The sequence below is a fragment of the Vibrio cyclitrophicus genome, from assembly GCA_023206055.1.
Taxonomy (GTDB): domain Bacteria; phylum Pseudomonadota; class Gammaproteobacteria; order Enterobacterales; family Vibrionaceae; genus Vibrio; species Vibrio cyclitrophicus_A.
In genome coordinates this window covers 1,740,775-1,766,540 of the sequence record CP065366.1, presented here as the reverse complement: position 1 = coordinate 1,766,540, position 25,766 = coordinate 1,740,775, and the positions used below count along the sequence as shown (strand labels likewise).

Below are 25,766 nucleotides of genomic sequence, written 5' to 3'. Positions count from 1 at the left end.
CTGGTTACTCTTCTACTTTGTTTGGCGCTTGAGCGCTTTCAGACACTTCGACCATCACTTGTTTAAACTTGACCGTCATGCGCTCTAAACGCGCTTTTTCAGAATCAGTTTCAAACTCTTCTAAGGCAATACGCTTGTTAAACACATCCATCGGGCTCAGTTCAGATAAGGTTTCTGCCGACTCTTGCTCTAATGCTTGATTACGACGCTCTCTTGCTCGGCGCAGTTGAAGTACTTCCACATTCAAACCGTCAGTCAATGAACGCATACGCTCTTGCAAATCAGATAAGTAATCTTGCGCTTGCACTTCTATCGATAACCATACGCTTTGTTCGCTATCTAAACCTATGTATTGATTCAGTTGAGATTCGATCTCGCTCAGGTCGCCTTTGATTTCGGCAAGCGGTTGGAACATTGGAACTGACAATTGAGAAATGGTGCGTACGCCCTCAACAAACTCAACCACACACACTTGTTTCTGAGACTTAAGTTCATCAAAGCTTAATGGGATTGGTGATCCGCAGTAACGAATGTATTCACGCTTTGCCACCACTTGTGGACGGTGAATATGACCAAGAGCAATATAGTCTGCGTCTGGGAAGCCATCAGCGGCGAAACCATCAAGATTGCCGACATAGATATCACGCACCGAATCCGATTGTTGAACACCCATCGCCGTTAAATGACCCGTAGCGATAATTGGCATATGTTCGCTGTTTTCAAACGTCGCACGTTTAGCAACCGCCGCATCATAAACACTTTGGTAGTGCTGTTTGATTGCATCGCCGAGTTGCTTCTGACGTTCAACGCCTGTGACACCCGCCTGACTTGTCAACACATCGCGAGGGCGAATAAAAGGAATGGCACAAACCAGCGCTTCTACATCGCCGTTCTTGCCTTTGAGTTCAACAACCTGAGTCGCATGATCTTCGTTGGTATTAGGAATCACGTCTGCCCCCATGTATTTAAGCAGCTGCTGTGTCTCTTTAAGCACAGAGACTGAGTCGTGATTTCCACCTAACAGCACCAATTGGCAGCCGATCTTGTTCGAATCGACCACAAACTTGTTATACATCTCTCGAGCGTAACTCGGCGGTGTGCTGGTATCGAAAATGTCGCCAGCAACAATGACCGCGTCGATATTGTGCTCAGTAACTTGCTCAAGTAACCATTGTAAAAACCGTTCATGTTCATTCTTACGGCTTTTATTGTAGAAGTTTTGGCCAAGGTGCCAATCGGACGTGTGAAGAATCTTCATTGCTGCTCACTGGAAGTCTGTAATACCTTTAATCTACCAAAATAGTCGACATAATTCCCTTTTATAAGCTTGTGAAAACCAACTAATTTCAGGCTTTGGACCAACTCTGCCGATAGCGTGACCAATCGTTATTTTTGACATAAAAAAACCGCTCAACGTTAGAGCGGTTATAGGTATCCATAGGTTTAGCTTGGAGTTATTCAACAGAAGCCATTAGAAATTGTACGAAGCACCCAGAGTTACCGAGCTAAACGCGACATCACGGCTTGCCAGTCTATTGCCATTAGCGCCGAAGAATTCGATATTTACTGCGTCTGCTTGTGAGATTAAACGTAATGTTAGGTTTTCTACTGGCGTGTATTCAACACCAACACCAAAATGGAAACCAGCACCAGAATCGTCATCAATGCTAGAACCCTTAGAGTTGAGATCAACATAGCTCAAGCCCGCCAGTACAAAAGGACGAATAGAATTATCGAACGTGTAACCTAGGTTTGCAGCAACAGAAAGCGATGTTGGTGAAAGCACCTTAGTTCCAAATGATTCATAGTCAGCATAGTCTGTGTAACCGAGCTCGATACCTACGATACGGTTAAACTGATAACCACCATAAAGGCTGTACCCCACGCTTTCAGCATCTAAACTGCCTGCGCCGTCAGTGTCTGAGTCTTGATACACACCAAGGCCTGCGCCAATGTATGGACCACCCTCGATACCAGCAGCAAATGTAGGAAGTGAAACCAAGCCAACTAGGCCTAATAGAAATGTTGATTTAAGCATGAAAATACCCTTTTTTGTCTGTCCTACAGCAATGTTGACCAACAGCCAATAGTTTCCGACACTATTTTAGCTGTTGCGTTACTGTTTAAAATAAATTAAATAATCAGCTCTAAATGAATAATAAAACACTGTTCATTTACGGAGCGAATGAGAAAGTACCATAAGATTTTTAGGTCATCAAACGAACAATCATAGATATTTAATCCAGTCTTATTTATGAGACACAGGTATTTTCTGCAGCGTAACGAGTAATAAAATACGTATAAAGTTGATAGTAAACCGGAGCATCATCAAGATTAAAATCTTGATAATCAATTTGTTAGCGTGCTAGTTAAATTTTTACCCACTATCAAAAACAACCTGAATTTTCACTCATAAATATAAAACTCATCCTGTTTATCTCTTTTTCCAATAAAAGATATAAAGAGAAGAATGAGTTTTATTTTTGGAGGGCGTTTATTTAGAACGGCCTGCTATTAAAATATATTTCAATTTAATCCATATTATTAATGAGATTCAGAAAGGCTAGCTAAGTAGTTATTCGTTAAATAGAAGCTGCTGAACTTCTCAATAAAGTTCGCAGGAACAGTTTTTTCGAAGGTATTGTTGTCTTTTCTGCCCTACGAGCGACTAAAGGATCAAAGATAATGCAATGGATGCCATGATCACGCCAACGACAAATTCCAACACCTTCCACGCTTTCGGGTTCTTAAACATCGGAGCTAAGAAGCGAGCGCCATATCCAAGTGAAAAGAAGAATACGAACGACGCCGATACGGCACCAGCGCCAAACAACATTTGGTTAGGTTGATATTGAGTTGAGATAGAACCCAACAATACCACTGTATCCAAATACACATGTGGATTAAGCCAAGTAAACGCCAAACACATCGCAATCGCTTTAGTTAGCGAGTCTTTAGTTTCTGCAGTGGCTTCTAATGCGTGGTTTTCAGTAAATGCTGAACGGAAGCTTAAGAATGAATAGACACCCAAAAAGATAGCCCCACCATAACGGGCGAACTGTTCAATTTGTGGGAACTGCTTAACGATTGCGCCAAAGCCTGTCACGCCAAAACTAATGAGTAAGGCATCAGAAATGGCACACACAGCGCAAACTGCCAATACGTGTTGGTTCTTAAGCCCTTGCTTTAAAACAAACGCATTTTGAGAGCCAATCGCAAGAATCAGCGAAAGGCCAAGGGAGAAACCTGCGAAGTAAGTCGTCATCTAAGGCTAGCCCCTTAACGCAACTCAATAGTCATGAACTGGCTGTGTGGGTCCAACACATAATCAGCAAAGGGATCGCAGTATCCGAAGCCAAACTTTTCATACAGGTTACGCGCGGCCTTAAAGTAGTCTTCTGAGCCCGTCTCTAAACTGATGGTTTTATACTGACGGACGGCTGCGGTATCTAAAACATGTTGTAAAAGTTGGCTAGCAACACCTGACTTTCGTGCAAACTGCGAGGTTCTCATTGATTTGAGTTCAGCGTGTTGGGTATTTAGCTCTTTAATGGCGACACACCCAAGCAGTTGGCTGTCTTTCCAAGCGCTGAAAAAGGTAATCTCTGCTGACTTTAATCCATCGAGATCCAAAGCATGAACGCTTTCGGCTGGCGAAGTTGCGTACATATCAGCGAGGTGCTCTTCAAGCAATTCAATAACTTCCCCACCCGATAAATCATCAAGCTTGATTTCTATTGAAGTACTGGTTTCCATAGAGTTCTTTACGTTTGGTGCTGGTTCCATTGTCTTAACTTTCCTTGTTTAGCTCGCTTATTTGGCTTTAATTACTGACCTACTCTCTTGAATGGTTTCCTTTTCAAGAACTCGGTTTGAATCAGTAAAATTACCGATTAATCATAAAATGATAAATGTCACACTTGGTTTACCTAGATACCATATTTTTCCTATCTAGTCTCGTCACAAAAGTGTTCCACAATGCCTGTGTTGTCACTACGCCGAGGAACAACACCTGTTTCAATTTAACGAATAAGTAGCCAGGTCGATATGAGCATCCAATTAGATTTAACCACCACGACACCCTGCCAGAATTTCGATTCCGCGCAAGGGCGCATGACATTGCAAAATCACCGAATTATTGATGTCGACAACGAGATAGCTCAGATCTTTGGTTACCGAACCCGTGAAGAGCTGTTATTGAACGTTGAATTGGTTTATGCGTTAGTTCCTAGCAGTTACCAAAATCTAGCCAAGAAACGTTACTTAGAGGCCATAAAAGGCAAACTTAAAAAAGGAAAGTTGTACACCGATATTCCAGCCAATGGCCGTAACATATCTATCTTCTGCCTATCACACATTATTGAACTCAATAGTAAACCCGCCCTCCAAGTCACTATCATCGATATCACACCCGTAGTCGAAGCTCAGCGCAAACGCGACGAAACAGATCGCATGTATCGAAAATTACTCAGTACATCGAAACAAGGTATTTTGATCCACCGAAACTTCAAACCTTTGATGGTTAATCAAGCTTGGGTTGAACAACAAGGTGCCGAATCTATCGAGCAAGTACTTGCAATGGACTCGATCATTTCAATCATTCCAGAAGAACAGCATTCAAATGCCATCAAGCGATGCGAGAGCATTCTCAATGGCAATACACCCAACTTCAGCTCTGTAGTATCCAACCATTGCTTTGATGGCAGCTATAAATACTTCAATATTTATGACAATGTAATCAACTGGGAAGGTGAAGACGCCATTCAAGTGATTCTTGAAGAAGTCACAGACAAGGTCTTGTTGGAAAAAGAGTTGCTGCACCGCGCTATGCATGATGACTTAACGCAGGTACTCAATCGCCGCGCCATTTATGATTGGATGAAGAAGCCTGTGAATCAGCAAATAGAAATGTCTTGTATGCTGATTGATATTGATGACTTTAAATTAATAAACGATCAATTTGGTCATACTGTTGGTGATGCTGTCATTAAACACTTAGCCGATTCCATTAAAACTCACGTTGAATTACTCAATGGCGTGGTTGGACGTTGGGGCGGAGAGGAATTTATTGTGTTCATTCCCAACGCGAAACCTGAGCATACCCAAGTCATAGGCGAACGTATCTGCCGTACTTTTAATCAACATACTTTTGTTGGGTTCAATCGCCGTCAATTTACATCGAGCGTCAGTATTGGCATCACCAACCGATGCATGTGTCACTCACCCAACAATATTAACACGCTAATTCGGGTGACGGATGATGCTCTTTATCGTTCAAAAACAAGTGGGAAAAATCAAGTCTCTATCAATGATGATGTGGTGTGCCACGAAGCAACTGCTTAACTACAGCTCCCTAGTCTCTTTCGTGATCCTGAGGTAATTCAAACATGCGTTAAATAAGTCGGTTACCTCACGAATTGAAGCCCGCCAACAGATAATGAAAGTACAGCGACCAAGAATTAAAGCGTCTATATTGATCGAATATTTGATTGCGATTTCCAAATTTCGGTATATGATGCGCCACCCTAATTTTTCAGCTTATGCTGCAGGCAAATATGTCCGCCAACGCACTCTATACCGACCTATCCGGTTACTATGATTTAATGTGTGTAGATATTGACTACCAAGCGCAAAGTAACTGCGTACGTAGACTCCATCAAATCTTTGGAAATGAAGGAAAAACACACCTCGACTTAGCTTGTGGCACCGGCCCACACGTTCGTCATTTTATTGATTTCGGTTACCAAAGTGGTGGCCTAGATCTTAACAAACCGATGTTAGACATCGCAGAAGTTCGCTGCCCAGAAGCCAAGTTCTCAGTACAAAATATGAGTAACTTTGAGGTTACTGAACCACTCGATCTTATCACTTGTTTCTTGTATTCCATCCATTACAACGATGGCCTTGAGAAGCTTAAAGAGTGTATCGAAAGTGTGCATCGCGCGTTAAAGCCCGAAGGTATTTTCTGTTTTAACGTGGTTGATAAAGACAAGATCAACAACGACCTTTTTGTGAGACATACAACAAACCAAGACAAAGACGATTTCACATTCCGATCTGGTTGGTACTACTCAGGCCAGGGCGATAAGCAAGCACTAAAGCTGAGTATCGAAAAGACGACCGCTGGTGAAACTCAAGTGTGGAATGATGAACACCCGATGGTTGCCTTCACGTTTAAAGAGTTAATCGAGATATTAAAGCCCTACTTTGAGGTGAATATCTTTGAGCACGATTATGACAAGCTGATTCCTTGGGATACTCAGTCCGGCAATGCGCTGATCACGTGTGTGAAAATCTAGTTAAATAGGTAAGATAAATACATAGCAAGTTAAGCCAACGCTATAGATCAAAAAAGAACCCACACTCGCCGTTCTCCTTTTAGAGCATCAGCCAGTGTGGGTTCTTTTGTATCAAGTTATCTGTTGCTGAACTATCGGTTGCTGAACCATCGGTGACCGAACTCTAGATTAGAAGTCCGCCGTCATGCCTACGTAGTAAGTACGTGGCTCTTCAACATAACCTAAATATTCTAGCTCGTCAGATACTGACTCGTCCGTTAGGTTCGAAATACCTGCACGCAGTCGTACTGAATCATTCACGTTGTACACTGTGCCGATGTTCAATGTTGTGTATGCGTCTTGAGTTAGGTCGCTTTCGATCTGACGCTCACCACGGTAACGCGCACTTAGGAATGTACTTAAGTCGTAAGTCGGATTCCAGCTTAGCTTAACGAAACCAGAATGCTTATAGCGCTCAAGTAGCTCTTCACCTGTCGACTTGTCTTCAGTGTCTAAGTAAGTATAGTTACCTGAGACGCCCCAATCGTCAGAAATTTGGAACTGACCAGCAAATTCAACACCTTGAATGACGGCTTCTGCTACGTTTTCGTATGTTTTAGCGCCTAGTTGACCTGTAGGGGAACCATTAGAGTCTTCACACTGACGAGCACTTTCGTTCCAATCACCACCTTCTGGGCAGTAACCTTCCGTTCTATCGATAAGATCATTGATTTCGTTGCGGAATATTGCAGCTTCTACATTCCAACGTGGTTGTGTGTAAACGGCTGCCAACTCATAGTTTAAGCTTGTTTCAGGTTTCAAGTCTTCATTGCCCACCAAAGCACATCCGCCTTTACAGCTTGAAACTTGGTAGTCAGGTTGGTTCTGAGTCAATGTCGGCGCTTTGAAAGCTTTACCCACACCACCCTTGATGATCAGGTCATTCGTTGTTTGGTGAACCAAATACACACGTGGACTAAACTCTTCACCGTACTGTTCATGCTTATCTAAACGACCACCAATGGTTGCCGTTAGTTGATCCGTCATTAACCATTGGTCTTGTACAAACAATGCACCTTGATAGGCTTCAGATGAACCACTCACTAGGTTCTCTTTGTTCGTCAGCTCGCTCAGTTGGTAATCCATACCAAATGTCAGCGTATGACTTTCACCAAGATAAGTAGTTGCAGACGCTTCAACAATTTGAGTCAACTCTTCGATGTCGCTACTGAAATTATTTCCTAGATCGGCTGCATCATTGTCCGTCACATTCTCACGAGAATAACGTACCTGAGTATCACCCCAGTTCCAGAAGCCGCTGTGTGTGATAGCTTGACTATGACGAACAACCTGCGTATCAGATTCAATCACTGAACTTGAGCTCTCAGCTGCTGACGAACGTTCATCATCACTGTAACCAAAATCAAAGTCGATGGTTTGGTTGTCTGTTGCATGCCAAGACAAGCTAGCTAATAGGCTAAGTGTGTCACGGTTTTCAAGTGCCGTTACATCTTCACGGTCATAACCAGAGCTATGCGTACCAGAGTATGGTTGCCATGCGTTACGACTCGTTTGGTTAACCGATACACGAGCAAACAATTCGTCTTCAATCAACGCACCTGATGTCGTTAATCCGACTGAATACTCTTGACCACCGTTGCCATCCATCGGTGAAGAATTGTCCATGCTCACTGTAGAACTCCAATCGTTCTCAGGTGCTTTGGTGATGATGTTGATTGTACCGCCCATACCATCTGAACCGTAAAGTGCAGACATTGGGCCACGGATGATTTCAACACGTTCAATTGAATCAGCAGGAATAGTTGATAGGTCGAAGTCATTACCACGGATGATGGCACTCGCCGAGCTTAAACGACGGCCATTCACCATGATAAGTGTGTAATCTGAATCCATACCACGAATAGAGATCATCTGACGGCCAGCACGTGTGCTATCAAAATCAGACTCAACACTCGTTGATTCTGCAACGATGTCAGCCAAGGTAATACCTGGGCTGTCTTCGATATCTTGAGCGGTGATAACCGACATTGAAGCTGGCGCTTGTTTTAGCGCCATCTCGGTACGAGTAGCTGTCACAACCATTTGCTCGTCTGTTGCTTGCGCTTCTTCTTGCGCTAGTACATTAGCTGAAAGTGACGTACAAATAACAGCGACTGCGATCGAAAGGGGTTTGCGAATCAAAAGAGATCTCTCAGACATGATATTCATTCTTATATGTGATTAGTAATGATAATAGTTTGCATTAAACAACCCACTACAATTCTTATCAATTAAAGTTTCATACCAAAAATCGATTCTCGCTATTCACCATTCAAATAACAAAAGAGATCTATATTCATTTCATTGGACGTTCGCAAATCTCATTCACCTTGCAGATGAATTATGTATAGAGCTCTTTGAATATATTGCGAACCCAGCGACACATAGGGTCGTTATGAAAGCGCTTGTGCCAGTATAGGTAGACGTCTTCAGATGGGTGGCGTAATGCTTTAGGCACGCGTTTACAAACAAGATCTCGCTGCTTAGCGGCTTGTTGAGCAAAAGGGGTTGGTAAATGAAAAATGATGTCGGTTGCTTCAGCCATATCCGGTGCAACGTTAAAATTAGAAAGCTGAATTGGAATGGACAACTGGCGCTGCTTATCAATTAAGCCAAGATCTTTAAATCGACTTTCGATCGAGAGCTTCTTATCCCCTTGCAATGAGATTTGGCCAAGTTGGCTATTCAACAAATCATCAACGGTGATCTCTTTGTCCGCCAGAGGATGGGTTTTACTCATCAACAAGCGATAATCGCGGCTAATCACGAACATTCGATACAAGTTTTGCTCAGAGCTCAATGGCTCATGGGTCGACAACACAAAGTGCGCATCACCGGATAACAGAGGCTCAAAGTGGCGTTTAGGGATCGAGTCGATATCAACAGTCATGTTCGGCGCTTGTTGGCGTATCTCCGCAACTACCTTCGGTAGCAAGTGCGCGACATTAGGCACTAAGCCAAAGAAGCGAACCGTACTGCCACTGCTTTGCGGTTCGAATACATCACCGTGTACCAACTTTTCTAAACGTGTAAGAACCGAGTTGAGGTCTTGTTTAATGGCCTCCGCTTTTGGCGTTAACTCATAGCCATAAGCCGCTCGCACCAATAGATCATCATTGAAAACGGTACGTAGTTTTTGCAGAGATCGGCTCACCGTAGGTTGGCTCATATCCAGCGCCAATGCTGTGTTGGAAACGTGCTTCTCTTCAAGCAGGTGTTTAAGAATAACGAGTAGATTGAGGTCGACTTGAGCAAGATTCATTATGCAAATATTAATTGTATATAAAATTCAATGTGCGCATAGTGCTACTTCCTAACAAGGAATACAATTGATAATCACTCTTGTTTTGATCTATCGCAACATGCAGAGCAGAATTTCAGGTTAACCCGATTTAGAAGGTCTAAGTGAGAAAGCTTTGAACATAAAAAAAGAGAGGCCAAATAACCTCTCTTTAATCGCCTACAGTTTTAGCTTAACTTGTTTCTATCACCTAAGGCGTACAAGCTTAAAGCTTTGTCCAAGCGTCTTGCCAGTATTGGCTATCGGCTGGCGCATAAGCTGGGCTTGCACACCATGCTGTGTATGGCCAAGGTTTACATTCGTATAGGCCGTTATCGCTGCCGACTACGATGTCACCTGCTGCGTAGTTTTTGCCCGCTTCATATGGAGGGTAATCACCTGGAGGAGGTGTTGTACCGCCACCGTCTTTCACCGTGAACGAATCGTTGACCATCACCATTTCACCGTCAGTTGCTTTACCAACAACTTCAAGTGCATATTGACCTTCCGCTACATCGTACAAGTCGATGGTAATAGCACGACTGTCCGTTAGGTTAACCTTAGTTTGCTCAACTACAGTACCTGCACTGTTGATCACCATAGCGGTAACGTCTAACGCTTCATTTGATGTTAGCGTCAAATCTAAACGCACATTACCGTTGTCTAGTGCATATTCTGACTGAAGGCCTGAAACAGAAAGCTCTAAGTCATCGCCCGGATCTGGGTTACCACCACAAGAAGAATCTGAAACTTTTCTCCAAACGCCCCACTCACCTGTCGTTCCTGGCTCTTCGCCACGAGTGTACCAACCCGCTCCCCACGTTGAACCGTCATGAGACACTTGGTCGCCTTCAACATAAACAGTATCGGTATCCCATGCTGCAGCACAGTTAGAACCATCAGTCACAGACACTTTACGGTCCGCGGTTACAGTTTGGTTCGCGCTGTCTGTTACGCTATACACAAGCGTGTAGTTGCCGATTTCGTTCACATCAACACTGCCAGTGTGTGTGATGGTACTTGTTAGGTCGCCATCTTCAGCATCATTCGCCGTTACGCCTGACATAGCATCAAATGCAGTTCCCAACACAACAGTTGTGTCAGACACACCACTAAATACTGGCTTCTGGCTGTAAACCTCTACGGTTCTCGCTTTAGTGGTTTCGTTGTTATCGCTGTCTTTCACTCGGTAAGTGAGAACGTAAGTGCCAATCACACTGGTTTCCACGTAGCCTTCAACATCGACAGAAGATGTTAGATCGCCGTCTTCTTTGTCTGTTGCAGTAACACCTTCCATTGGGTCAAACGTTGTGCCGTGAAGAACACGGGCATTTTCGACACCTTTAAGAACTGGCTCACCCTCTACTGGTGGTGGCGTCACTTGACCGTGGACAAACGGGCCGTAATCTTTAATAAACTGCTCGTTGTATTGTTGACCGTTTTTGTTAGTACCCATATCCCAGTTGATAGACCATGTCATCACGCCGCGCAGAGGTTGGCCTTGAGTCGTTAAAGTTTCGAACGCATCGTATAAATCTTGAGGATCTTGCACGAAGCCCGTCGCTGCAGCATCAATACTTGAAGGAATACCAAATACGAGCTTGTCATGTGGGATCTTGTGGAAGCCACGCGTTCCGTTGATAAGCGAATCAGATATGTAGTAGATGAATTCTTCTTTTAGCGCATCGTTATTTTGAGCAATCCAACCCACACCTTCCACCCAGATTCCATCGCCACCTTGGTTGTAGAATTGTGGGTTAATCCAGTCGTAATAACCTTCCAAGTTATCGATGTAAGGAACGTACTTGCCGCCTGTCGTTAGATACGGGAATTCAGGCGCCATAGTAATAAGGAAGTTTTTACCTTCTGCGCGATAGTGCTCTTTGACAAGCTTAAGCGCATCTGGAATCACGGTTTGGTTGTTGGCTGCTGTCACTGCGGCTTGTTCAAGGTCGATATCTAGACCATCAAAACCGTAGCGCTCAGTAAGGCGAATGATCTCATCAGCAAAGGCTCTTTCATCACCGGTTTCTAGTTCTACGTGTGCATCAGCACCACCCAGCGCTATGAGTACAGAGCGACCTTGCTTGTTAAGTTCAGAAATTTGGTCAATAAATTGTTCTTCTGAAAGCCCAATGGTTGGGTCCAGTTTAAAAGTTGGGATTCGACCATCAGCCACATCGTAAACCTTCATGAATGACACATTCACGATGTTATACATTGGGTTCACTTCATCCAGCGTCACACAGGGCGCATTACCACCTTGATAGCCCGCTCCATCACACCAGTTATGCCAATAACCAACCACGACGCCAGAGTCTGGATTCGTCATATCTGAACCATTCGCATAAACAGCGCCAGACATAGCCGCCATGCCGACCGATACTGCTAATTGTAGAGCTTTACGTTTCAACATTAGTCCCACTTCCTTACTTAACAGCTGTGCCAATCACAACCGAACCAATTCATTGTAATCATGAATATTTATAGATAAGTAATGGAATTTATAGGAAAAGATGACCTTTGATTTAACTTGTGATTTTAAGTCACGGATTGAATATCCGAATCAATATGATTTTGACTTTTTATTCAAATTGAAATGCTAAAAACCTGTAAATCACGCCCATAACATTCACTAAAACAATGAATTAAGCACACTTAATTCACTTTGATAATTAACGAGAATTATAAAAAACAACCAATAGGGAAAATCGAACTTTAAATCGGGGAAAATCACCCTAAACACACCATAATTACTGACCTGAGATCAGATATCATTGCGAGTGATGTCACTAAAGTCACCTAGATATAGCCATCACACATGTGCTAGCGATACACACGCATAACGGAATATAGGAGTAAGAATTTGTGGGATTTTGGATGTATACCTCGGAATTTTTTCAGTTAACCCTCAGCATCAGATGAATAATATGCATCCAATCGTGAAATAAAATTCACCTTATCAAGTTCATTAAGTTGATTAATTCCAGCCGCTGCTTTTCTTCCTCCGCCAGTTGCAAAGCTTGAGCAAATTTCGTCTGCGCCCGTCCTATTGGATAGCGGTGCTCGCAAACTCACAGTATAAGATTCGCCATCTTGGTTTTTGGTTAATACGGCTTGCGCTCGACCTGGATCTTGATTAACGATTTCATTTCCGAAAACGCCACTAATACGCCTTGCCCAAGTTTCCCCTGGTAGTTCAAACACTCGTGCGACGTCACTCTCGTAGATTGGGGTTAGGTTTGATAATTGTTGGTTGTCAGTTTCATAAGCGGCACGAAGTTGAAAAAATACGGAATCTTTATCATCCAAGAGATCAAACGGGTTCGAATATTGATAAAGATCTTGGTAAAGCTCAGTTGGCGTGAAATGTAAATCACTCAACGACGAGCCATAGCCATTATAATTAATGAGCGTACCCAGTTCTTCTAAAAAGTCAGTTTGGGATTGGTCAAAGTCACTAGCTGTTGCTAGTCGTGTCGCTACCGCTTTTAAGTTATCACCAAATGCCGCCACAATTGCCCATGCAACATACTCACCCTTTAGCTTTTGGTTGATTAATAAACTGGTGCAACATTCCGGAGTTGTGTTAATCAGCGCATCAAGGTACTTAGATTGAGGAATATCTCCCGTGCGGTGATGATCGCAATAAAATACATGGATGTTGGCGTCTAGCAGTGAATGCAATGCTGTTAGATTTTTCTCCATCGACACATCTAAAACGGTAACTGAAGAAACGTCACCTTGCGTGCCCGGCTCCATAATTTGAGTCACAACTTGAGAGATCAACTTAATATCACGCTTTACGCCAGTAATGAGCACGCTCTCTTTTGGCTCACTTAATCGCAGCTGTAACAACGCGATTATGCCATCTGCGTCTCCGTTGAATACGTCGTAGTGCATGTTGTTCCTCTTCCTATAGCTTTAACCGTTTGCCAGAAACGCGCCAATACGTTCGTCTATTCGATAGTCTGTCATTATTTTAGTTATATTTCACAGATACTTAAGTCTATTTTGGAATGCCTTATTCTCATTAGATTCAAAAGATAAAAACATTAATAATATTGTATGACATATATCACAGTAAAAGAACATGAAAAGATTATAAAATAAGCGCATCCCACTTAATGATAAAGAGACCAATGAACACTACCACCACTCTTGTTTATGACACTTTGAAAAGCCTTGCTGCTCATGCTCCTGAGCAACATGCCGAGATTCGCCAGCGTTTATATGAGCAGTTGAGCCTGCCATTTAACAAGCAGCTCTCGTTATACGCTAATGTGCTTGGTCCTATCAGCTCAGGTAAGTTAGCGGGATGCGATAATATTGATAAAGCGGTTGAACTGGCACTGGATGTGCTGGAAGGCCGAAATAAGTAATTATCCTTATTAAGGTGTAATATCACGGCCCAGATCTTCCCCCAGATCGGGCCGTTTTTTATTCTCGTCATTTAACTAGTTGAATCTCAGCCACAAAAAAGGCGCAGATGATCCACGCCTTTGGTTTAGTTTGCTCTGAATGTTTACGAAGTCTTAAACTGTGCGACCGCTTGGTCCATGTCGTTCGCTTGTTCTGCGACTTTATCCACTTCAATCAAACAGTGCTGCGCCGAAACATTGTTGTCGTTTGAAATGGTATTCAGCTCGGTGATTGAGTCGCTCACTTGCGCCATTACTGCACCCTGCTCTTCAATCGCAGATGCGATACGCTCTGAGTTACCTTGGATGCTTTCCATATCACTCAAGATAAGTTGCAAGCTCGCATCGAGCTCTTCAGAATCTTTCAGAGTCAGTTGGCCTTGTTGGTTACATTCTCCAATCTCGGTCATCGAAGCGTTCATTTGACTCTGTATTGCTGTCACAACGCTGGTGATTTCAGTGGTTGATTGGTGCGTTCTGCTAGCCAGTGCTCTTACTTCATCGGCAACAACGGCAAAACCACGACCTTGTTCACCCGCACGCGCTGCTTCAATGGCTGCGTTCAATGCCAATAAGTTGGTTTGTTCCGCAATGCCTTGGATGATGTTGACGGCATCGCCAATTTGGTCAACATGATGGTTTAACGAGCTGATCGAATCTTGGCTGCTTGAAAGGCGTTCAGACAACTGAGTAATATTGCTGATGGTGTCGACAACCACTTCACGGCCTTTATCGGCATTCACTTTCGCTTGATGTACACCTTCAGCCGCAACCGATGTGCTTTCTGAAATCTCGCCAATCGTGAGTACCATTTCTTGCACTGAGGTTGTCATGGTAGAGGTATGGTTAGCTTGCACTTCAAACTGTTTGATTACTGATTCTAACTCGTCATGCATGTTCGATGTGCTTTGTGTCAGTTGCAGTGATTTAGACTGAGATGCTGCGATAAGCCCTTCCAGTTGGTCAAGCAATTGATTGAAATATTGACCTAGCGTGCTGAGTTCGTCTTTACCATCGAGGTGTGAGCGAATAGACACATCGTTTGAATCAACGATATTGCGGATCACCGAGAGTAACGACTCTATCTTGCCGATAATAGAACGGACAATTAACCAGCTGAACAGAATGATCGACACAAGTAACGTGACGCAAAGGATGTTGTTGATCAGCGACAGTTTGTCCATCTCTTGTTGGGTTTCTCGCTCTAGCACGGCTGAGAACTCTTTGAATTGAGTTTCAATCGCATGAGAACCTGAGCGAGCTTGCCCTAACAGGCCTTCATTATGCTTCATGCCAATCACACGTTTCTGCGCGACGACTTGCTTTGCAGCATCTAAAAGCGCACTTGAACTGCTCGCACTCGAGGTAATAGAAAGCACACTCGGGTCGAATGTGCCCTTTTCAATCAGGTCATTAAACAAGTAAAGCTCGATTTTTTGTTCAGCGCTGGCCGTCGCACTGATGTTATCGAGCAAAACATGAAACTCGCCTAGCAAGCCTTTGTCACGCGCTAGCCCATAGACTTCGCTCGCTTTAACTAAGTTAACAAAACTGGTGTGGTAAGTTTCGATGTCTTCACGTAGATGTGTGCTGTTGGCTAAACCTAGATCACTGAGCACTGCATCTAGCTCAGATTCAGACGCTAAGAATTTGTTGTAGTTTACGTCGAACTTGTCTAGGTATTTCATATCGTTACGCAGTAAGAAGTCTTTCTCGTTACGGCGAAGGTTGAGCAATCGCACTTCGAGTTCTTTGGTGATTTGTTTGGCTTCACTCATTTGAGCGGTGGTGTCTGCAAATTGCGATGTGGTAAACAGCAATGAAATCATGCCGAAGATGGAGAACACCCCCAGCGAATAGAGCTTTTTCTTTATGTTCATATACGTGGCTCGTCTTTACTAAATTAACTATGAGTATCTAAATGAATCGCATCGAAGAATGGATATCCAACTCGTGCGAATTGATTATTGTTATGGCTTTTACCGATAATGAGCGTCTAAAATTGTGGCTTCTGAGCCCACTAGCTATAACGTTCTCAATTGCATTTAAACAACGAATGAGACTACCCACTAAAGTTAAATTTATCAATAACACAAATTAGTTACATATACATTAGTTGAATGATAAAAGTGAGAGACAGCTATTTGACGGAGTGTGAAGGCCTGAATGCACTGCTATGTAAGGCTCTGAATTAAAACGCCTTGGTCAATTATTGACCTGCCAGTTATAGGTGACACTTTTTTGGCTCATCAGAGGAGCACGAGCGAAGAGCAATATTGGAGATTTCGACTTGATTTTCAAACGGTGAACCCATCGAGTGGTGATTGTACAGTCGAGCGTAAGCGGCAATAAAAATGGACCTACTCAATTCGAGTCAGGTCCATTTTTAGATTTCTAGTCAATCGCTTTATAGCGAATAAGCGAGTGTTTGAACTTAAGGCTGACTAAAACGCTTTCACCATCTTGGTTAGGCACTTCAACAACACCGCTCTTTCGTCTTCTTCGATGTCTTGCGTCAGCTCATTAACCAAATTCAAGTGGAGTTGGTTATGGTGAACGTGGATCTTCTGACCTTCATCAGTCAATGCCACCACAATTGCACGACGGTCCGTTGGGTGTTCATGGCGCTCAATCAATTCAGCTTTAACCAACTTTTCGATTTGAACGGTAAGCGTACCCGTGGTGATACCCAACTTTTCAGCGAGCTCTTTCATTCTTAACGCGCCATGCATACCAAGTACTTCAATGGTGTGTACTTGAGCCAAAGAGTAACCTGTTTCTTTGACAACAGACTGCTCCCACGAAGACATTTTATCGTAGAACTCGGTCAGTATTTGGTTAAGCTGTTCTATATTTCGCATGGTCGTTTGAATGCACTTCAAGAGTAAGATGATTAATCTTATCAAACTTGGCGAGCATTTGTTTATATTCAGAGACGGTTTTATCACTGTTTGATTCAAGAGTAATCGCTGCTGAATAGTGATGCCCACTCACCTTCCACATATGGAAATCCGTGACCGACGCATAAGGCGTTAAGGTTTCAGTCACTGAGTCGCGATAATGTTGGTCGATATTCTCATCCAGCAAGATTGGACTTGTCTGTTTCATAAGGTTCATCGTCCACTTAGCAATCACGAATGCGCCAACCATTCCCATTGCTGCATCTAACCAGTTCCAACCGTAAAACTTACCAAATAGCAGTGCGACGATCGCAAGCAGCGAAGTTAGAGTATCCGCCAACACATGCATGTAGGCTGCACGTAAGTTGTGGTCATGATGATGCCCGTGGTGCTCAACATGTGTATGACCATGGTCGTTGTCGTGATCATGACTATGTGAATGACCGTGATTCTTACTATGATTGTGGCCATGCTCGTGTCCGTGATCATGATGGTGATCGCCGAGTAAAAACATGCTCACCACATTCACGGTTAAACCAATACAGGCAACGATGATCGCTTCGTTGAACTGAATTGCTTGTGGGTTAAACAAACGATGAACCGATTCCACCAGCATCAATAATGCCACAATCCCCAATGCAATCGCGCTGGTGTAGCCCCCTAACACACTGACTTTACCAGTACCAAAAGAGAAGCGTTCGCTCTCGGAATGCTTCTTCGCATAACGGTATGCAAATAGGGTGATGCCAAACGCCGCAGCGTGCGTCCCCATGTGCCAACCATCAGCAAGCAACGCCATGGAGCCATAAATAGTACCCGCAACGATTTCGACAACCATGGTAACGACGGTCAATAACAAAACATAGAACGTGCGTTTCTCACCTTGGCTGTTATGTGAGGAAAAGTTGTGTTGATGACGTGTTGGAAAACTCAAAATAGCGTCCTTAACTGGTGTTTGTGGTTAGATGATCGTTGTTAATAAAAGCCCTTTGATTTACAAGTAATTTGATAATCAAAGTAATTAATTGAAATTTAGTTTGATTATCAAACTTTGTCAATGACGAATTTTGAACCACTGATTTGCGGAACTAATAGTTGATGGTCAGCGCTAGGTCGTTTCAGATCTTATTCATGCAGTAAAATCTAGGCTTTGCAGGCACAAAAAAGCCCACGTGAGGTGGGCTAGTTGAAACAAACTCAATGATGGAATTTATTTGTTTTGCAATGAAGTGATCTCATCACTCCCTACAGTGAAGGACGACCCCACCCCGTCATTCCTTACAGTGAGGTACGAACGTGATAGGGAATCTTGCTTATGATTTGAGATTCCTGATACCTCGTTCCTCGGTTCTGGAATGACGGCTATTCTAAAATTTCTATCCTAGTTATCGTTACTCCCCAAAGTGAGGGATGACCCCACCCTGGCATTCCTCCAGTAAGGAACGACCGCTCCGCGTCATTCCCTACAGTGAGGTACGAACGTGATAGGGAATCTTGCTTATGATTTGAGATTCCTGATACCTCGTTCCTCGGTTCTGGAATGACGGCTATTCTAAAGTTTCTATCCTAGTTATCGTTACTCCCCAAAGTGAGGGATGGCCCCACCCTGGCATTCCTCCAGTAAGGAAGACCGCTCCGCGTCATTCCCTACAGTGAGGGACGAACGTGATAGCGAATCTTGCTTATGATTTGAGATTCCTGATACCTCGTTCCTCGGTTCTGGAATGACGACTATTCTAAAATTTCTATCCTAGTTATCGTTACTCCACAAAGTGAGGGATGATCCCACCCCGTTATTTCTCCAGTAAGGAACGACGGTTCCGCGTCATTCCCTACAGTGAGGGACGAACGTGATAGGGAATCTCGCTTATGATTTGAGATTCCTGATACCTCGTTCCTCGGTTCTGGAATGACGGCTATTCTAAAGTTTCTATCCTAGTTATCGTTACTCCCCAAAGTGAGGGATGACCCCACACCGTAATTCCTCCTGTAAGGAATAACCGTTCCGCGTCATTCCCTACAGTGAGGGACGAACGTGATAGGGAATCTCGCTTATGATTTGAGATTCCTGATACCTCGTTCCTCGGTTCTGGAATGACGGCTATTCTAAAGTTTCTATCCTAGTTATCGTTACTCCCCAAAGTGAGGGATGACCCCACACCGTAATTCCTCCTGTAAGGAATAACCGTTCCGCGTCATTCCCTACGGTGAGGGACGAACGTGATAGGGAATCTCGCTTGTGGGGTAAGACTTTAAAAAAAATATGGGATCCTTATCAAGATCATAAAGATAATTAATTTCTCTTATCCACCTTGTAGGCCTAACATAATTTCTCAATCAGTTAGGAGAAAAATTATGCCATCTATCGTTGTTGTGGGCGCAAACTGGGGTGATGAAGGCAAAGGCCGCATCGTCGATTTTTTAGCAGACCAAGCTTCTGCTAGCATTCGTTTCCAAGGCGGAAACAATGCAGGTCATACTGTGGTAAATGACTTCGGTACATTCAAACTGCACCAACTACCTAGTGGTATTTTTAATCCTGATTGTACTGCGGTTCTAGGCCCTGGCATGGTGATCAGCCCTGCTGCGCTAACTGAAGAGATTGCAGAAGTACAAGCGGCTGACATCAAAGTGAAAATGGCGATTTCAGATCGTGCGACACTGTGTCTGCCTCTGCACGCTCTTGAAGATACGCTTGAAGAAGAGCGTTTAGGCGATGGCGCTTATGGTTCGACACGTCAAGGCATTGCGCCAGCGTACGGCGATCGTGTGATGAAGAAAGGCATTCTTGTGGGTTGGTTAAATCAGCCTGAGATTTTAGAGCAGCGTATTCAATTCCTGCTTGATTGGAAAATGCCTCAGCTCAAAGCGCTATACCCTCAATGTGACTTCTCTCAGACCGCTTCTGAAATGACAGAATGGCTACTTGAAGTAACTAAAGCGTGGCGCCCATTCATCTGCAACGTGACTGAGCCACTTAAAGCACTGCAATCACAAGACGCAAACCTACTGTTTGAAGCTCAATTAGGTGCAGGCCGTGACCTTGTCTACGGTGAATACCCTTGGACGACGTCTTCCAATGTTACTGCCGCTTACGCAGGTATTGGTAGTGGTCTACCTGCCCTTCGTCCTGAGCGTGTAATTGCAGTTGCTAAATCTTTCAGCTCGTCTGTTGGTACCGGCACGCTAGTAACTGCAATGGAAGAGCAAGACAGCTTCCGAGAAAGCTCTAACGAATACGGTGCAACAACCGGTCGCCCACGTGATATGGGTTACTTCGACGCGGTGGCAACTCGCAACGGTGTTGACCTGCAAGCCGCGACTGAAATCGCACTGACTAAGATTGATTGCCTGTCTGGCTTGTCTGAACTTAAAATCTGCACGGCTTACTCAGGTGAACATACTGAGAACCCGATTTGGCCACAAACGGCTGAGCTAAAACCTGTATATGAAGATATGGCGGGCTGGGACGAAGACATCACTGGCTGCCGCACGTTTGAGAGCCTTCCTCAAGCCGCACAAGATTACGTAACTCGTATCGAAGAGCTGATGGGCGTACCAATTGTAATGGTATCGGTAGGACCTGAGCGCGAGCAAATGATCATTCGAGCTTAGTTTAGAAGACGGTACAACATCTACATCAAAGCCCACATTTAGTGGGCTTTGGGTTATTCATAAAGAACGCAATTAATAAGACTAATGACATCTAGGCGTTAATTGAGAGGAAGCGTTCCTTCGAACTTACTTACAATAGACGTATAGATTTCAATAAACTCTTCAATAAAGATCTTAAAACGGCGAGGAATATGAGGGTTCTGCTTGTACATCACGTACATATTGCCCTCGATGAACCACTCCTCATTGAACAAGGGTACGAGCTCACCTGTTTCAATCCCTTCTTTTGCTTTATATTTTCCAATCAATCCGATACCAAAATCTTTCTTTATCAAGTCAATGGTAATGTCAGCAGAGTCCGCAGCCATGCTGCCGGAAACCATCACTTCTTTTCGTTGGCCAAGTCCATTCTGTAGCACCCAAAACTTTTGATTTACAACCATATTCGTTTGAGTGACACATTGGTGATTAGAGAGCTCGTTAATATCTTGCGGAGTACCAAATTCTGCTAGGTATTTGGGCGATGCAAAACAATAACGGCGGTTAGGTGGAAGCTTTTTCGCCACAACGGAATCATCGTCAGGCCAGAACGGCGCGATCATAATATCCACTTCTTCAAATGAGCCTAACGTTCTTGGGATCATGGTTTTAAATTGCAGGGAAATATGTGGGTATTTTTTACTAAAATCGACAATAAGATTGTCCGTTATAAATTTTGCCATCGGATGCAAACAGCCAATACGAATGACGCCAGATTCGTCTTGCTGTTCACTCTGCACTAGTTCAACTGTTTTATCGATGTGTTCAAGTAACATCCTCGCTTGAACGAGAAAAGTTTCACCTTGAGGAGTTAAACTAATATGCCCACCACGACGGTGGACTAACGTAACAGATAAGCTTTCTTCCAACATTTTGATCTTTCGACTCAAGGTTGGCTGGCTTACTTGCAACAATCTCGAAGTTTCTGTGAAGTTTAACTTATCGGCTAACAGGACAAACATCTTCACTGCTTCGATATCCATAACGTCTCCCAACTCTAACTGTCTTACGTATTATGAAAAGCTAAGTGCGTAAATATCTAATAATGAAAAAATTGTCACCTCATTTACACATAATCGAATCATTTATTGATCTCATACATATGTATTCATTTTTTGAATGAGAGCCATTCAGCGCCCCTGATATTCGAATCAAATCCACTCGTTATAATTTTCTGCGAAGAGACAGTTACCCATTTTTGGGTAGTGATATCGGTGCAAGATCTGAGTCAATGATCCCCCAGAAAATACCAATAAGAATAGAGGTCCCTCGTGGAACTAAACAAATTAGCAGTGGTTACTTCAGCAGCATTTATGGCAAGCCCGGCATTTTCAGCAGACGTTATTCCTGAAGATGTATTCAAAAAACTAAAGGTTTATGGCAGCGTGAATGGCAATGTGCTTAAGGTTGATGATCACGATTACCAAACTCAAATTCAACTTGCTAGCGTCGGTATGACTGGCATTCATGAAACCGAATACGGTAATGCATTGGTTAACTTAGCCGTTGAATACGCGGATAACGAGAAGCAAGACAACGCACAAGACATCTATGTATCTCAAGCTAACCTTTGGTTTGTGAACAAACAGTACGGCAAGCTAGTGTTAGGTAACGGCTATAAAGGTGCTTACGTACACATGTTCAAGCCAGTTGATATATTTGATGCCAACAACCAACACCGTTCAAGCGGATCAACACTATTTGTTAACCAAAGCCAACTGGGTACTAACACCCTATCTTATACAACCCCTACTTTCCTAGGTGGCTTTACAGCAACAGCAGGCGTGGTCTCTGCTTTTGACGAAAACGACAAAGAAGCAGATAACTTTGCATTGCGCTTGATGTACAACGCAGAAAACTATTCGATTAAATTCCAACGCTCTGATGCCAACGGCAATGACTCCGATGCAATGAAACCAGGCGACCCAAACACACCGAACGATCCAGGTGGCGATCATGAGTTTGAACGCTACATCGGTATGGCGGAATACCATAACGACACATTTGCAATTGCCGTGACCTATGAATTCGCGAGCGACCATTTCATGTTTGGTGATGGCCACCTATACGGTGTCGCAGGGACTTACCATGCAACAGACGCCCTAACGTTCAAGTTAGGCTACCAAAACTCAGAATTCGATAATCAAGTTGGTAAATGGCTAGATGACTCACTGTACCTCGCGAACGTGTCATTCAATCTAAGCAAAAACTTACGTGTTTATGCCGAATACGCTGATTTCTCTGAAAACACTCAAAACGATAACGTCGCACTGGGTGCGGTATTTAAGTTTTAATCCTAATTGGGCTGTACACACAGCTCAATTTTAATTCTTAGGAGTAACTGATGAAAAAGATTCTTCTCACTCTAGGTCTAATGACTTCATTTAGCAGCCAAGCCGCACTTGATCTAACTAACTGTGTTATCTCAGAGCCTGCACCAGGCTCAAACGTTACGGGTATCTTCTTCGATATTCGATTCAACATCACTGAAGAAATCAAAGCACTCCGTATTCCTGGTCCAGAGTCCATCCAAGGCGCCAGTATCGATGGTCTATCAGCCACAGCGGAAATACATGAAACTGTGATGGTTGATGGCATCATGAAAATGAAGCAGTTGACCCAATACAAGATCAAGAAACCGAACACCACCATCAAGTTTGAACGTGGCGGCTTACACCTGATGATCCGTGACTTCGAAAAGCGTCCAGTTGCCGGTGAAGAGTACAAACTCACGCTTTGGTCTACCTATACTGATGAGCCTTCTTGTATGGCCAAAGTGGTGAAGCGAACCAACATGTCAATGCAGCATAAGCACTAAGGACATACGATGAATTTTTTAAAAGGCATTAAACGCAAAGTCATTGGGGCACTACTTGTCATTGGTACAGGAATTGGCTTACTGACAGCGCTTCCTGCTACCGAGGTTCTCCATAGCCTTAGCTCAAATGAGTTCTGCGCGTCATGCCACACCATGGAACCAATGGTCGAAACCTTTGCTAACTCAATACACGGAGGTAACAACTCTCACGGATTTGTGGCTGAGTGTGTCGATTGTCATCTGCCAAAATCTAATGTTGTTGAAGAGCTCTACGTAAAAGGCACTTCTGGCATGCGTCACCTATGGGGTGAATATGTACTGGGTATGGAAGAGCTTGACTACGAAGCACTTCACCCAAAACGTACTGATTATGTCTACGATTCTGGCTGTGTGAACTGTCACCGTGATTTAGAACGCCGAGCTTCAGCTGCAACCGAAGACGGAAAGATCTCAGACTGGACACACAACCTTGCGTTTGCCAATAAAGACAACGACCCACAATGGAAGTGTTCAAGTTGTCACTACGACATTGCACATCCAAACCTAAAAGAAAACATGCGTGTGCGCGCAGCTGACAAATTGCGCCTACTTGCTCAAGAGGGCTTGTAATGAAAACGACAATTTCTACCCTTTCACTGATGATCGGTGCGGCTGTTTTATCTGGTCACGCAGTTGCTGAAAAAAGTGCACAACCAAACAACAAAGACGTCGACAATGGCCTAGCCGATTACACCATCAATCGCACCATTGACGACCTCTCTCCAAAAGAAATCCAGCAAGCCAACCGTGCAACGATTGGTTGTTACATGGGTTGTCACCGCCCTGCAAAAGAAGAAGTGCCAGAGACACTGAGTCCGAAATTGGCGGGGCTTCCTGCGCAATATATCTACAACCAATGGGCCGATATGGATGACGTGCGTCGTTCTGGCTTATCGGTGCAGATGAAAGAATTCGTTTATCTACTTCCACCTAAAGTGATGGCGGATGTGGCAATCGTACTGAGCGAACGTGAAATGAAATATAGCCCTAACGCTGAAGTCGTTCGGGGCGAATCTTGGACTCGTGGCAAAGAGACCTACGACAAGACGTGTAAGATGTGTCACGGAGAGCAAGCCGTAAGCACTAACGAACGCTACCCATCGTTCAAGGGGCAAATGCCAGCTTATATCTTCGAGCAGTTGAAAGAGTACCGAGACGGCAACCGTACTAACCGCGATGCGCCTATCATGCAACCTTTCGCAAAAATGCTCTCTGAAGATGATTACAAAGACATCATCGCTTACGTGACAGGGCAAGAGCTGAAACAGATTGAACGTATGGAGTTTATTACTGGAATTGGCATGCCAGCACCGGAAGGCTTTGTCCTACCCGATACAGGTCAGATCCAAAACTTTACCGATGTAAAAGGTGAAGACTCCGATTACCCAGGTGTTCAACCTCGATTTACAGTTTCAGAGTCTGGCTTAACGACTTTTGATGAAAACACCAAGCTAACATGGGAACGTGATTCGTCTCGTATCTGGATGACTGCAGGGGAAGGTAAAGAATACTGCGCAAACCTGGAGCTAGATGGAAAAACCGACTGGCGCTACCCGCTCATTAAAGAGCTGCACACCATTGCTGACTTTGGCGAGTTCCGCCCTGCAATCAATACTCATGCATTCTTGAACATGCCACGTCAAAGCTCAGGTATTTGGACTTTCCCTGTCTCGAACCACCCAGATCACGCATGGCATATCGGCTTCCCAGATGGTCATACTATGGGTCAACATACAGCTTCAACCAAGCTAGTACGTTGTGTGCGTGCAGACAACAATGCGGCATACCACAACCTTGATCTGGTCGATAACAATGACGGTACGGTGACCGAGAACGTAACCCAGCGTATGTGGCAGCAAAACATCGACTACAACCGCCGTAAGTGGGAAGACTCGCTGCAATACTGTGAAAACCTTAATTATGCAGGCTACAAAGATTGGCGCTTACCAAACTTCAAAGAGATGATCTCAATTGGTGATTTCAACAAATTTAACCCGTCGATTGATGAAGAGTACTTTCCTAATACTCCAGTCAAGTACTTGTTCTGGTCAAGCACAGCCAAAGTGGGAACAGAGAAGCAGAACTTCCGCCCTCTTCCACCACGTAAAGATGACCAAGATCCAAACATGTATGACCTACGTGGTAAAGCGGGGGGCTCATTACGCTGGGCTGTTGGTTACTCAACAGGTGCGGGCTATGGCCTAAACGAAAACCGCGAAATGTACACACGCTGTATTCGTAACCCTTAGTCTTTTCAGCACAAAGATAGACTGTAAGCCAAATCGTAACGGTTGTTGACCAACCTCTTGATGGCTT

At 43.9% G+C, this 25,766-nt stretch carries 20 protein-coding genes; 8 read left to right on the top strand and 12 right to left on the bottom strand.

Going from position 1 to position 25,766, the window contains the following annotated elements; translation table 11 throughout:
- Nucleotides 1–4: 4 nt before the first annotated feature.
- The 4 genes from sbcD to ITG09_07935 form a co-directional block, all read right to left on the bottom strand.
- On the bottom strand, nucleotides 5–1,258 hold the full coding sequence (gene sbcD / locus ITG09_07950; GenBank protein ID UPR53542.1) for an exonuclease subunit SbcD: 1,254 nt from the start codon (nucleotides 1,256–1,258) through the stop codon (nucleotides 5–7).
- Between the two features lie 213 nt (nucleotides 1,259–1,471).
- Nucleotides 1,472–2,038, bottom strand: coding sequence for a porin family protein (locus ITG09_07945; protein UPR53541.1), 567 nt, complete (start codon nucleotides 2,036–2,038; stop codon nucleotides 1,472–1,474).
- 630 nt (nucleotides 2,039–2,668) lie between these two features.
- Nucleotides 2,669–3,265 (bottom strand): amino acid transporter, encoded by a 597-nt coding sequence (locus ITG09_07940; protein ID UPR53540.1) that lies wholly within the window; start codon nucleotides 3,263–3,265, stop codon nucleotides 2,669–2,671.
- 14 nt (nucleotides 3,266–3,279) lie between these two features.
- Nucleotides 3,280–3,786 carry a GNAT family N-acetyltransferase gene (locus ITG09_07935; protein ID UPR53539.1) on the bottom strand — a complete coding sequence of 169 codons (507 nt, stop codon included), beginning with the start codon at nucleotides 3,784–3,786 and terminating at the stop codon, nucleotides 3,280–3,282.
- Between the two features lie 261 nt (nucleotides 3,787–4,047).
- Between ITG09_07935 and ITG09_07930 the strand changes: the two genes are divergently transcribed.
- Nucleotides 4,048–5,343 (top strand): GGDEF domain-containing protein, encoded by a 1,296-nt coding sequence (locus ITG09_07930; protein UPR53538.1) that lies wholly within the window; start codon nucleotides 4,048–4,050, stop codon nucleotides 5,341–5,343.
- Nucleotides 5,344–5,555: 212 nt separating this feature from the next.
- The gene (locus tag ITG09_07925) at nucleotides 5,556–6,299 is read left to right on the top strand and encodes a class I SAM-dependent methyltransferase (GenBank protein UPR53537.1); all 744 of its coding nucleotides are present in this window, start codon (nucleotides 5,556–5,558) and stop codon (nucleotides 6,297–6,299) included.
- 168 nt (nucleotides 6,300–6,467) lie between these two features.
- Here ITG09_07925 and ITG09_07920 read toward each other — a convergent pair whose 3' ends face one another.
- The 4 genes from ITG09_07920 to ITG09_07905 form a co-directional block, all read right to left on the bottom strand.
- Entirely contained in the window at nucleotides 6,468–8,498 is a 2,031-nt protein-coding gene (locus tag ITG09_07920) for a TonB-dependent receptor (GenBank protein UPR53536.1), read from the bottom strand.
- Nucleotides 8,499–8,679: 181 nt separating this feature from the next.
- A complete protein-coding gene (locus ITG09_07915; GenBank protein UPR53535.1) occupies nucleotides 8,680–9,600 on the bottom strand; it encodes a LysR family transcriptional regulator in 921 nt (306 codons plus the stop codon).
- Between the two features lie 244 nt (nucleotides 9,601–9,844).
- Nucleotides 9,845–12,034 (bottom strand): DUF5011 domain-containing protein, encoded by a 2,190-nt coding sequence (locus ITG09_07910; protein ID UPR53534.1) that lies wholly within the window; start codon nucleotides 12,032–12,034, stop codon nucleotides 9,845–9,847.
- 488 nt (nucleotides 12,035–12,522) lie between these two features.
- The gene (locus ITG09_07905; GenBank protein UPR53533.1) at nucleotides 12,523–13,521 is read right to left on the bottom strand and encodes a DHH family phosphoesterase; all 999 of its coding nucleotides are present in this window, start codon (nucleotides 13,519–13,521) and stop codon (nucleotides 12,523–12,525) included.
- Between the two features lie 239 nt (nucleotides 13,522–13,760).
- Between ITG09_07905 and ITG09_07900 the strand changes: the two genes are divergently transcribed.
- Nucleotides 13,761–14,000 (top strand): secretion protein, encoded by a 240-nt coding sequence (locus ITG09_07900; GenBank protein UPR53532.1) that lies wholly within the window; start codon nucleotides 13,761–13,763, stop codon nucleotides 13,998–14,000.
- A gap of 143 nt (nucleotides 14,001–14,143) precedes the next feature.
- Here the strand turns inward: ITG09_07900 and ITG09_07895 are convergent, their stop codons facing one another.
- The 3 genes from ITG09_07895 to dmeF all read right to left on the bottom strand — a co-directional run bounded on the left by ITG09_07895 (nucleotide 14,144) and on the right by dmeF (nucleotide 17,873).
- Nucleotides 14,144–15,868, bottom strand: coding sequence for a methyl-accepting chemotaxis protein (locus ITG09_07895; GenBank protein UPR53608.1), 1,725 nt, complete (start codon nucleotides 15,866–15,868; stop codon nucleotides 14,144–14,146).
- 615 nt (nucleotides 15,869–16,483) lie between these two features.
- Entirely contained in the window at nucleotides 16,484–16,900 is a 417-nt protein-coding gene (locus ITG09_07890) for a MarR family transcriptional regulator (GenBank protein ID UPR53531.1), read from the bottom strand.
- Complete coding sequence (dmeF, locus tag ITG09_07885) at nucleotides 16,878–17,873, bottom strand: CDF family Co(II)/Ni(II) efflux transporter DmeF (GenBank protein UPR53530.1); 996 nt, start codon at nucleotides 17,871–17,873, stop codon at nucleotides 16,878–16,880. The genes ITG09_07890 and dmeF overlap by 23 nt, the downstream gene beginning before the upstream one ends.
- 1,421 nt (nucleotides 17,874–19,294) lie before the next feature.
- On the opposite strand from dmeF, the gene ITG09_07880 reads away from it, so the two are divergent.
- Complete coding sequence (locus tag ITG09_07880) at nucleotides 19,295–20,554, top strand: adenylosuccinate synthase (GenBank protein ID UPR53529.1); 1,260 nt, start codon at nucleotides 19,295–19,297, stop codon at nucleotides 20,552–20,554.
- 98 nt (nucleotides 20,555–20,652) lie between these two features.
- Here ITG09_07880 and ITG09_07875 read toward each other — a convergent pair whose 3' ends face one another.
- Nucleotides 20,653–21,576, bottom strand: a complete 924-nt coding sequence (locus ITG09_07875; protein UPR53528.1) for a LysR family transcriptional regulator — start codon at nucleotides 21,574–21,576, stop codon at nucleotides 20,653–20,655.
- A 288-nt stretch (nucleotides 21,577–21,864) separates the two neighbouring features.
- On the opposite strand from ITG09_07875, the gene ITG09_07870 reads away from it, so the two are divergent.
- From ITG09_07870 to ITG09_07855, 4 genes are read left to right on the top strand one after another with little or no spacing between them, the layout of a single operon-like run.
- Nucleotides 21,865–22,887, top strand: coding sequence for a porin (locus tag ITG09_07870; protein UPR53527.1), 1,023 nt, complete (start codon nucleotides 21,865–21,867; stop codon nucleotides 22,885–22,887).
- Between the two features lie 50 nt (nucleotides 22,888–22,937).
- On the top strand, nucleotides 22,938–23,411 hold the full coding sequence (locus ITG09_07865) for a copper chaperone PCu(A)C (protein ID UPR53526.1): 474 nt from the start codon (nucleotides 22,938–22,940) through the stop codon (nucleotides 23,409–23,411).
- Between the two features lie 9 nt (nucleotides 23,412–23,420).
- The gene (locus ITG09_07860) at nucleotides 23,421–24,020 is read left to right on the top strand and encodes a NapC/NirT family cytochrome c (protein UPR53525.1); all 600 of its coding nucleotides are present in this window, start codon (nucleotides 23,421–23,423) and stop codon (nucleotides 24,018–24,020) included.
- Nucleotides 24,020–25,699 carry a DUF1566 domain-containing protein gene (locus ITG09_07855; protein ID UPR53524.1) on the top strand — a complete coding sequence of 560 codons (1,680 nt, stop codon included), beginning with the start codon at nucleotides 24,020–24,022 and terminating at the stop codon, nucleotides 25,697–25,699. Before ITG09_07860 ends, ITG09_07855 begins: the two co-directional genes overlap by 1 nt.
- The last annotated feature ends 67 nt before the right edge of the window (nucleotides 25,700–25,766 follow it).

Excerpts from the sequence above, each read along its gene's own strand:
- ITG09_07865 (UPR53526.1), top strand. The coding sequence starts at position 22,938 with ATGAAAAAGATTCTTCTCACTCTAGGTCTAATGACTTCATTTAGCAGC.
- ITG09_07910 (UPR53534.1), bottom strand. The coding sequence starts at position 12,034 with ATGTTGAAACGTAAAGCTCTACAATTAGCAGTATCGGTCGGCATGGCG.
- ITG09_07860 (UPR53525.1), top strand. The coding sequence starts at position 23,421 with ATGAATTTTTTAAAAGGCATTAAACGCAAAGTCATTGGGGCACTACTT.
- ITG09_07880 (UPR53529.1), top strand. The coding sequence starts at position 19,295 with ATGCCATCTATCGTTGTTGTGGGCGCAAACTGGGGTGATGAAGGCAAA.
- ITG09_07905 (UPR53533.1), bottom strand. The coding sequence starts at position 13,521 with ATGCACTACGACGTATTCAACGGAGACGCAGATGGCATAATCGCGTTG.
- ITG09_07940 (UPR53540.1), bottom strand. The coding sequence starts at position 3,265 with ATGACGACTTACTTCGCAGGTTTCTCCCTTGGCCTTTCGCTGATTCTT.
- ITG09_07915 (UPR53535.1), bottom strand. The coding sequence starts at position 9,600 with ATGAATCTTGCTCAAGTCGACCTCAATCTACTCGTTATTCTTAAACAC.
- ITG09_07900 (UPR53532.1), top strand. The coding sequence starts at position 13,761 with ATGAACACTACCACCACTCTTGTTTATGACACTTTGAAAAGCCTTGCT.
- ITG09_07945 (UPR53541.1), bottom strand. The coding sequence starts at position 2,038 with ATGCTTAAATCAACATTTCTATTAGGCCTAGTTGGCTTGGTTTCACTT.
- ITG09_07935 (UPR53539.1), bottom strand. The coding sequence starts at position 3,786 with ATGGAACCAGCACCAAACGTAAAGAACTCTATGGAAACCAGTACTTCA.
- ITG09_07855 (UPR53524.1), top strand. The coding sequence starts at position 24,020 with ATGAAAACGACAATTTCTACCCTTTCACTGATGATCGGTGCGGCTGTT.
- ITG09_07890 (UPR53531.1), bottom strand. The coding sequence starts at position 16,900 with ATGCGAAATATAGAACAGCTTAACCAAATACTGACCGAGTTCTACGAT.
- ITG09_07930 (UPR53538.1), top strand. The coding sequence starts at position 4,048 with ATGAGCATCCAATTAGATTTAACCACCACGACACCCTGCCAGAATTTC.
- sbcD (UPR53542.1), bottom strand. The coding sequence starts at position 1,258 with ATGAAGATTCTTCACACGTCCGATTGGCACCTTGGCCAAAACTTCTAC.
- ITG09_07895 (UPR53608.1), bottom strand. The coding sequence starts at position 15,868 with ATGATTTCATTGCTGTTTACCACATCGCAATTTGCAGACACCACCGCT.
- ITG09_07875 (UPR53528.1), bottom strand. The coding sequence starts at position 21,576 with ATGGATATCGAAGCAGTGAAGATGTTTGTCCTGTTAGCCGATAAGTTA.
- ITG09_07920 (UPR53536.1), bottom strand. The coding sequence starts at position 8,498 with ATGTCTGAGAGATCTCTTTTGATTCGCAAACCCCTTTCGATCGCAGTC.
- ITG09_07925 (UPR53537.1), top strand. The coding sequence starts at position 5,556 with ATGTCCGCCAACGCACTCTATACCGACCTATCCGGTTACTATGATTTA.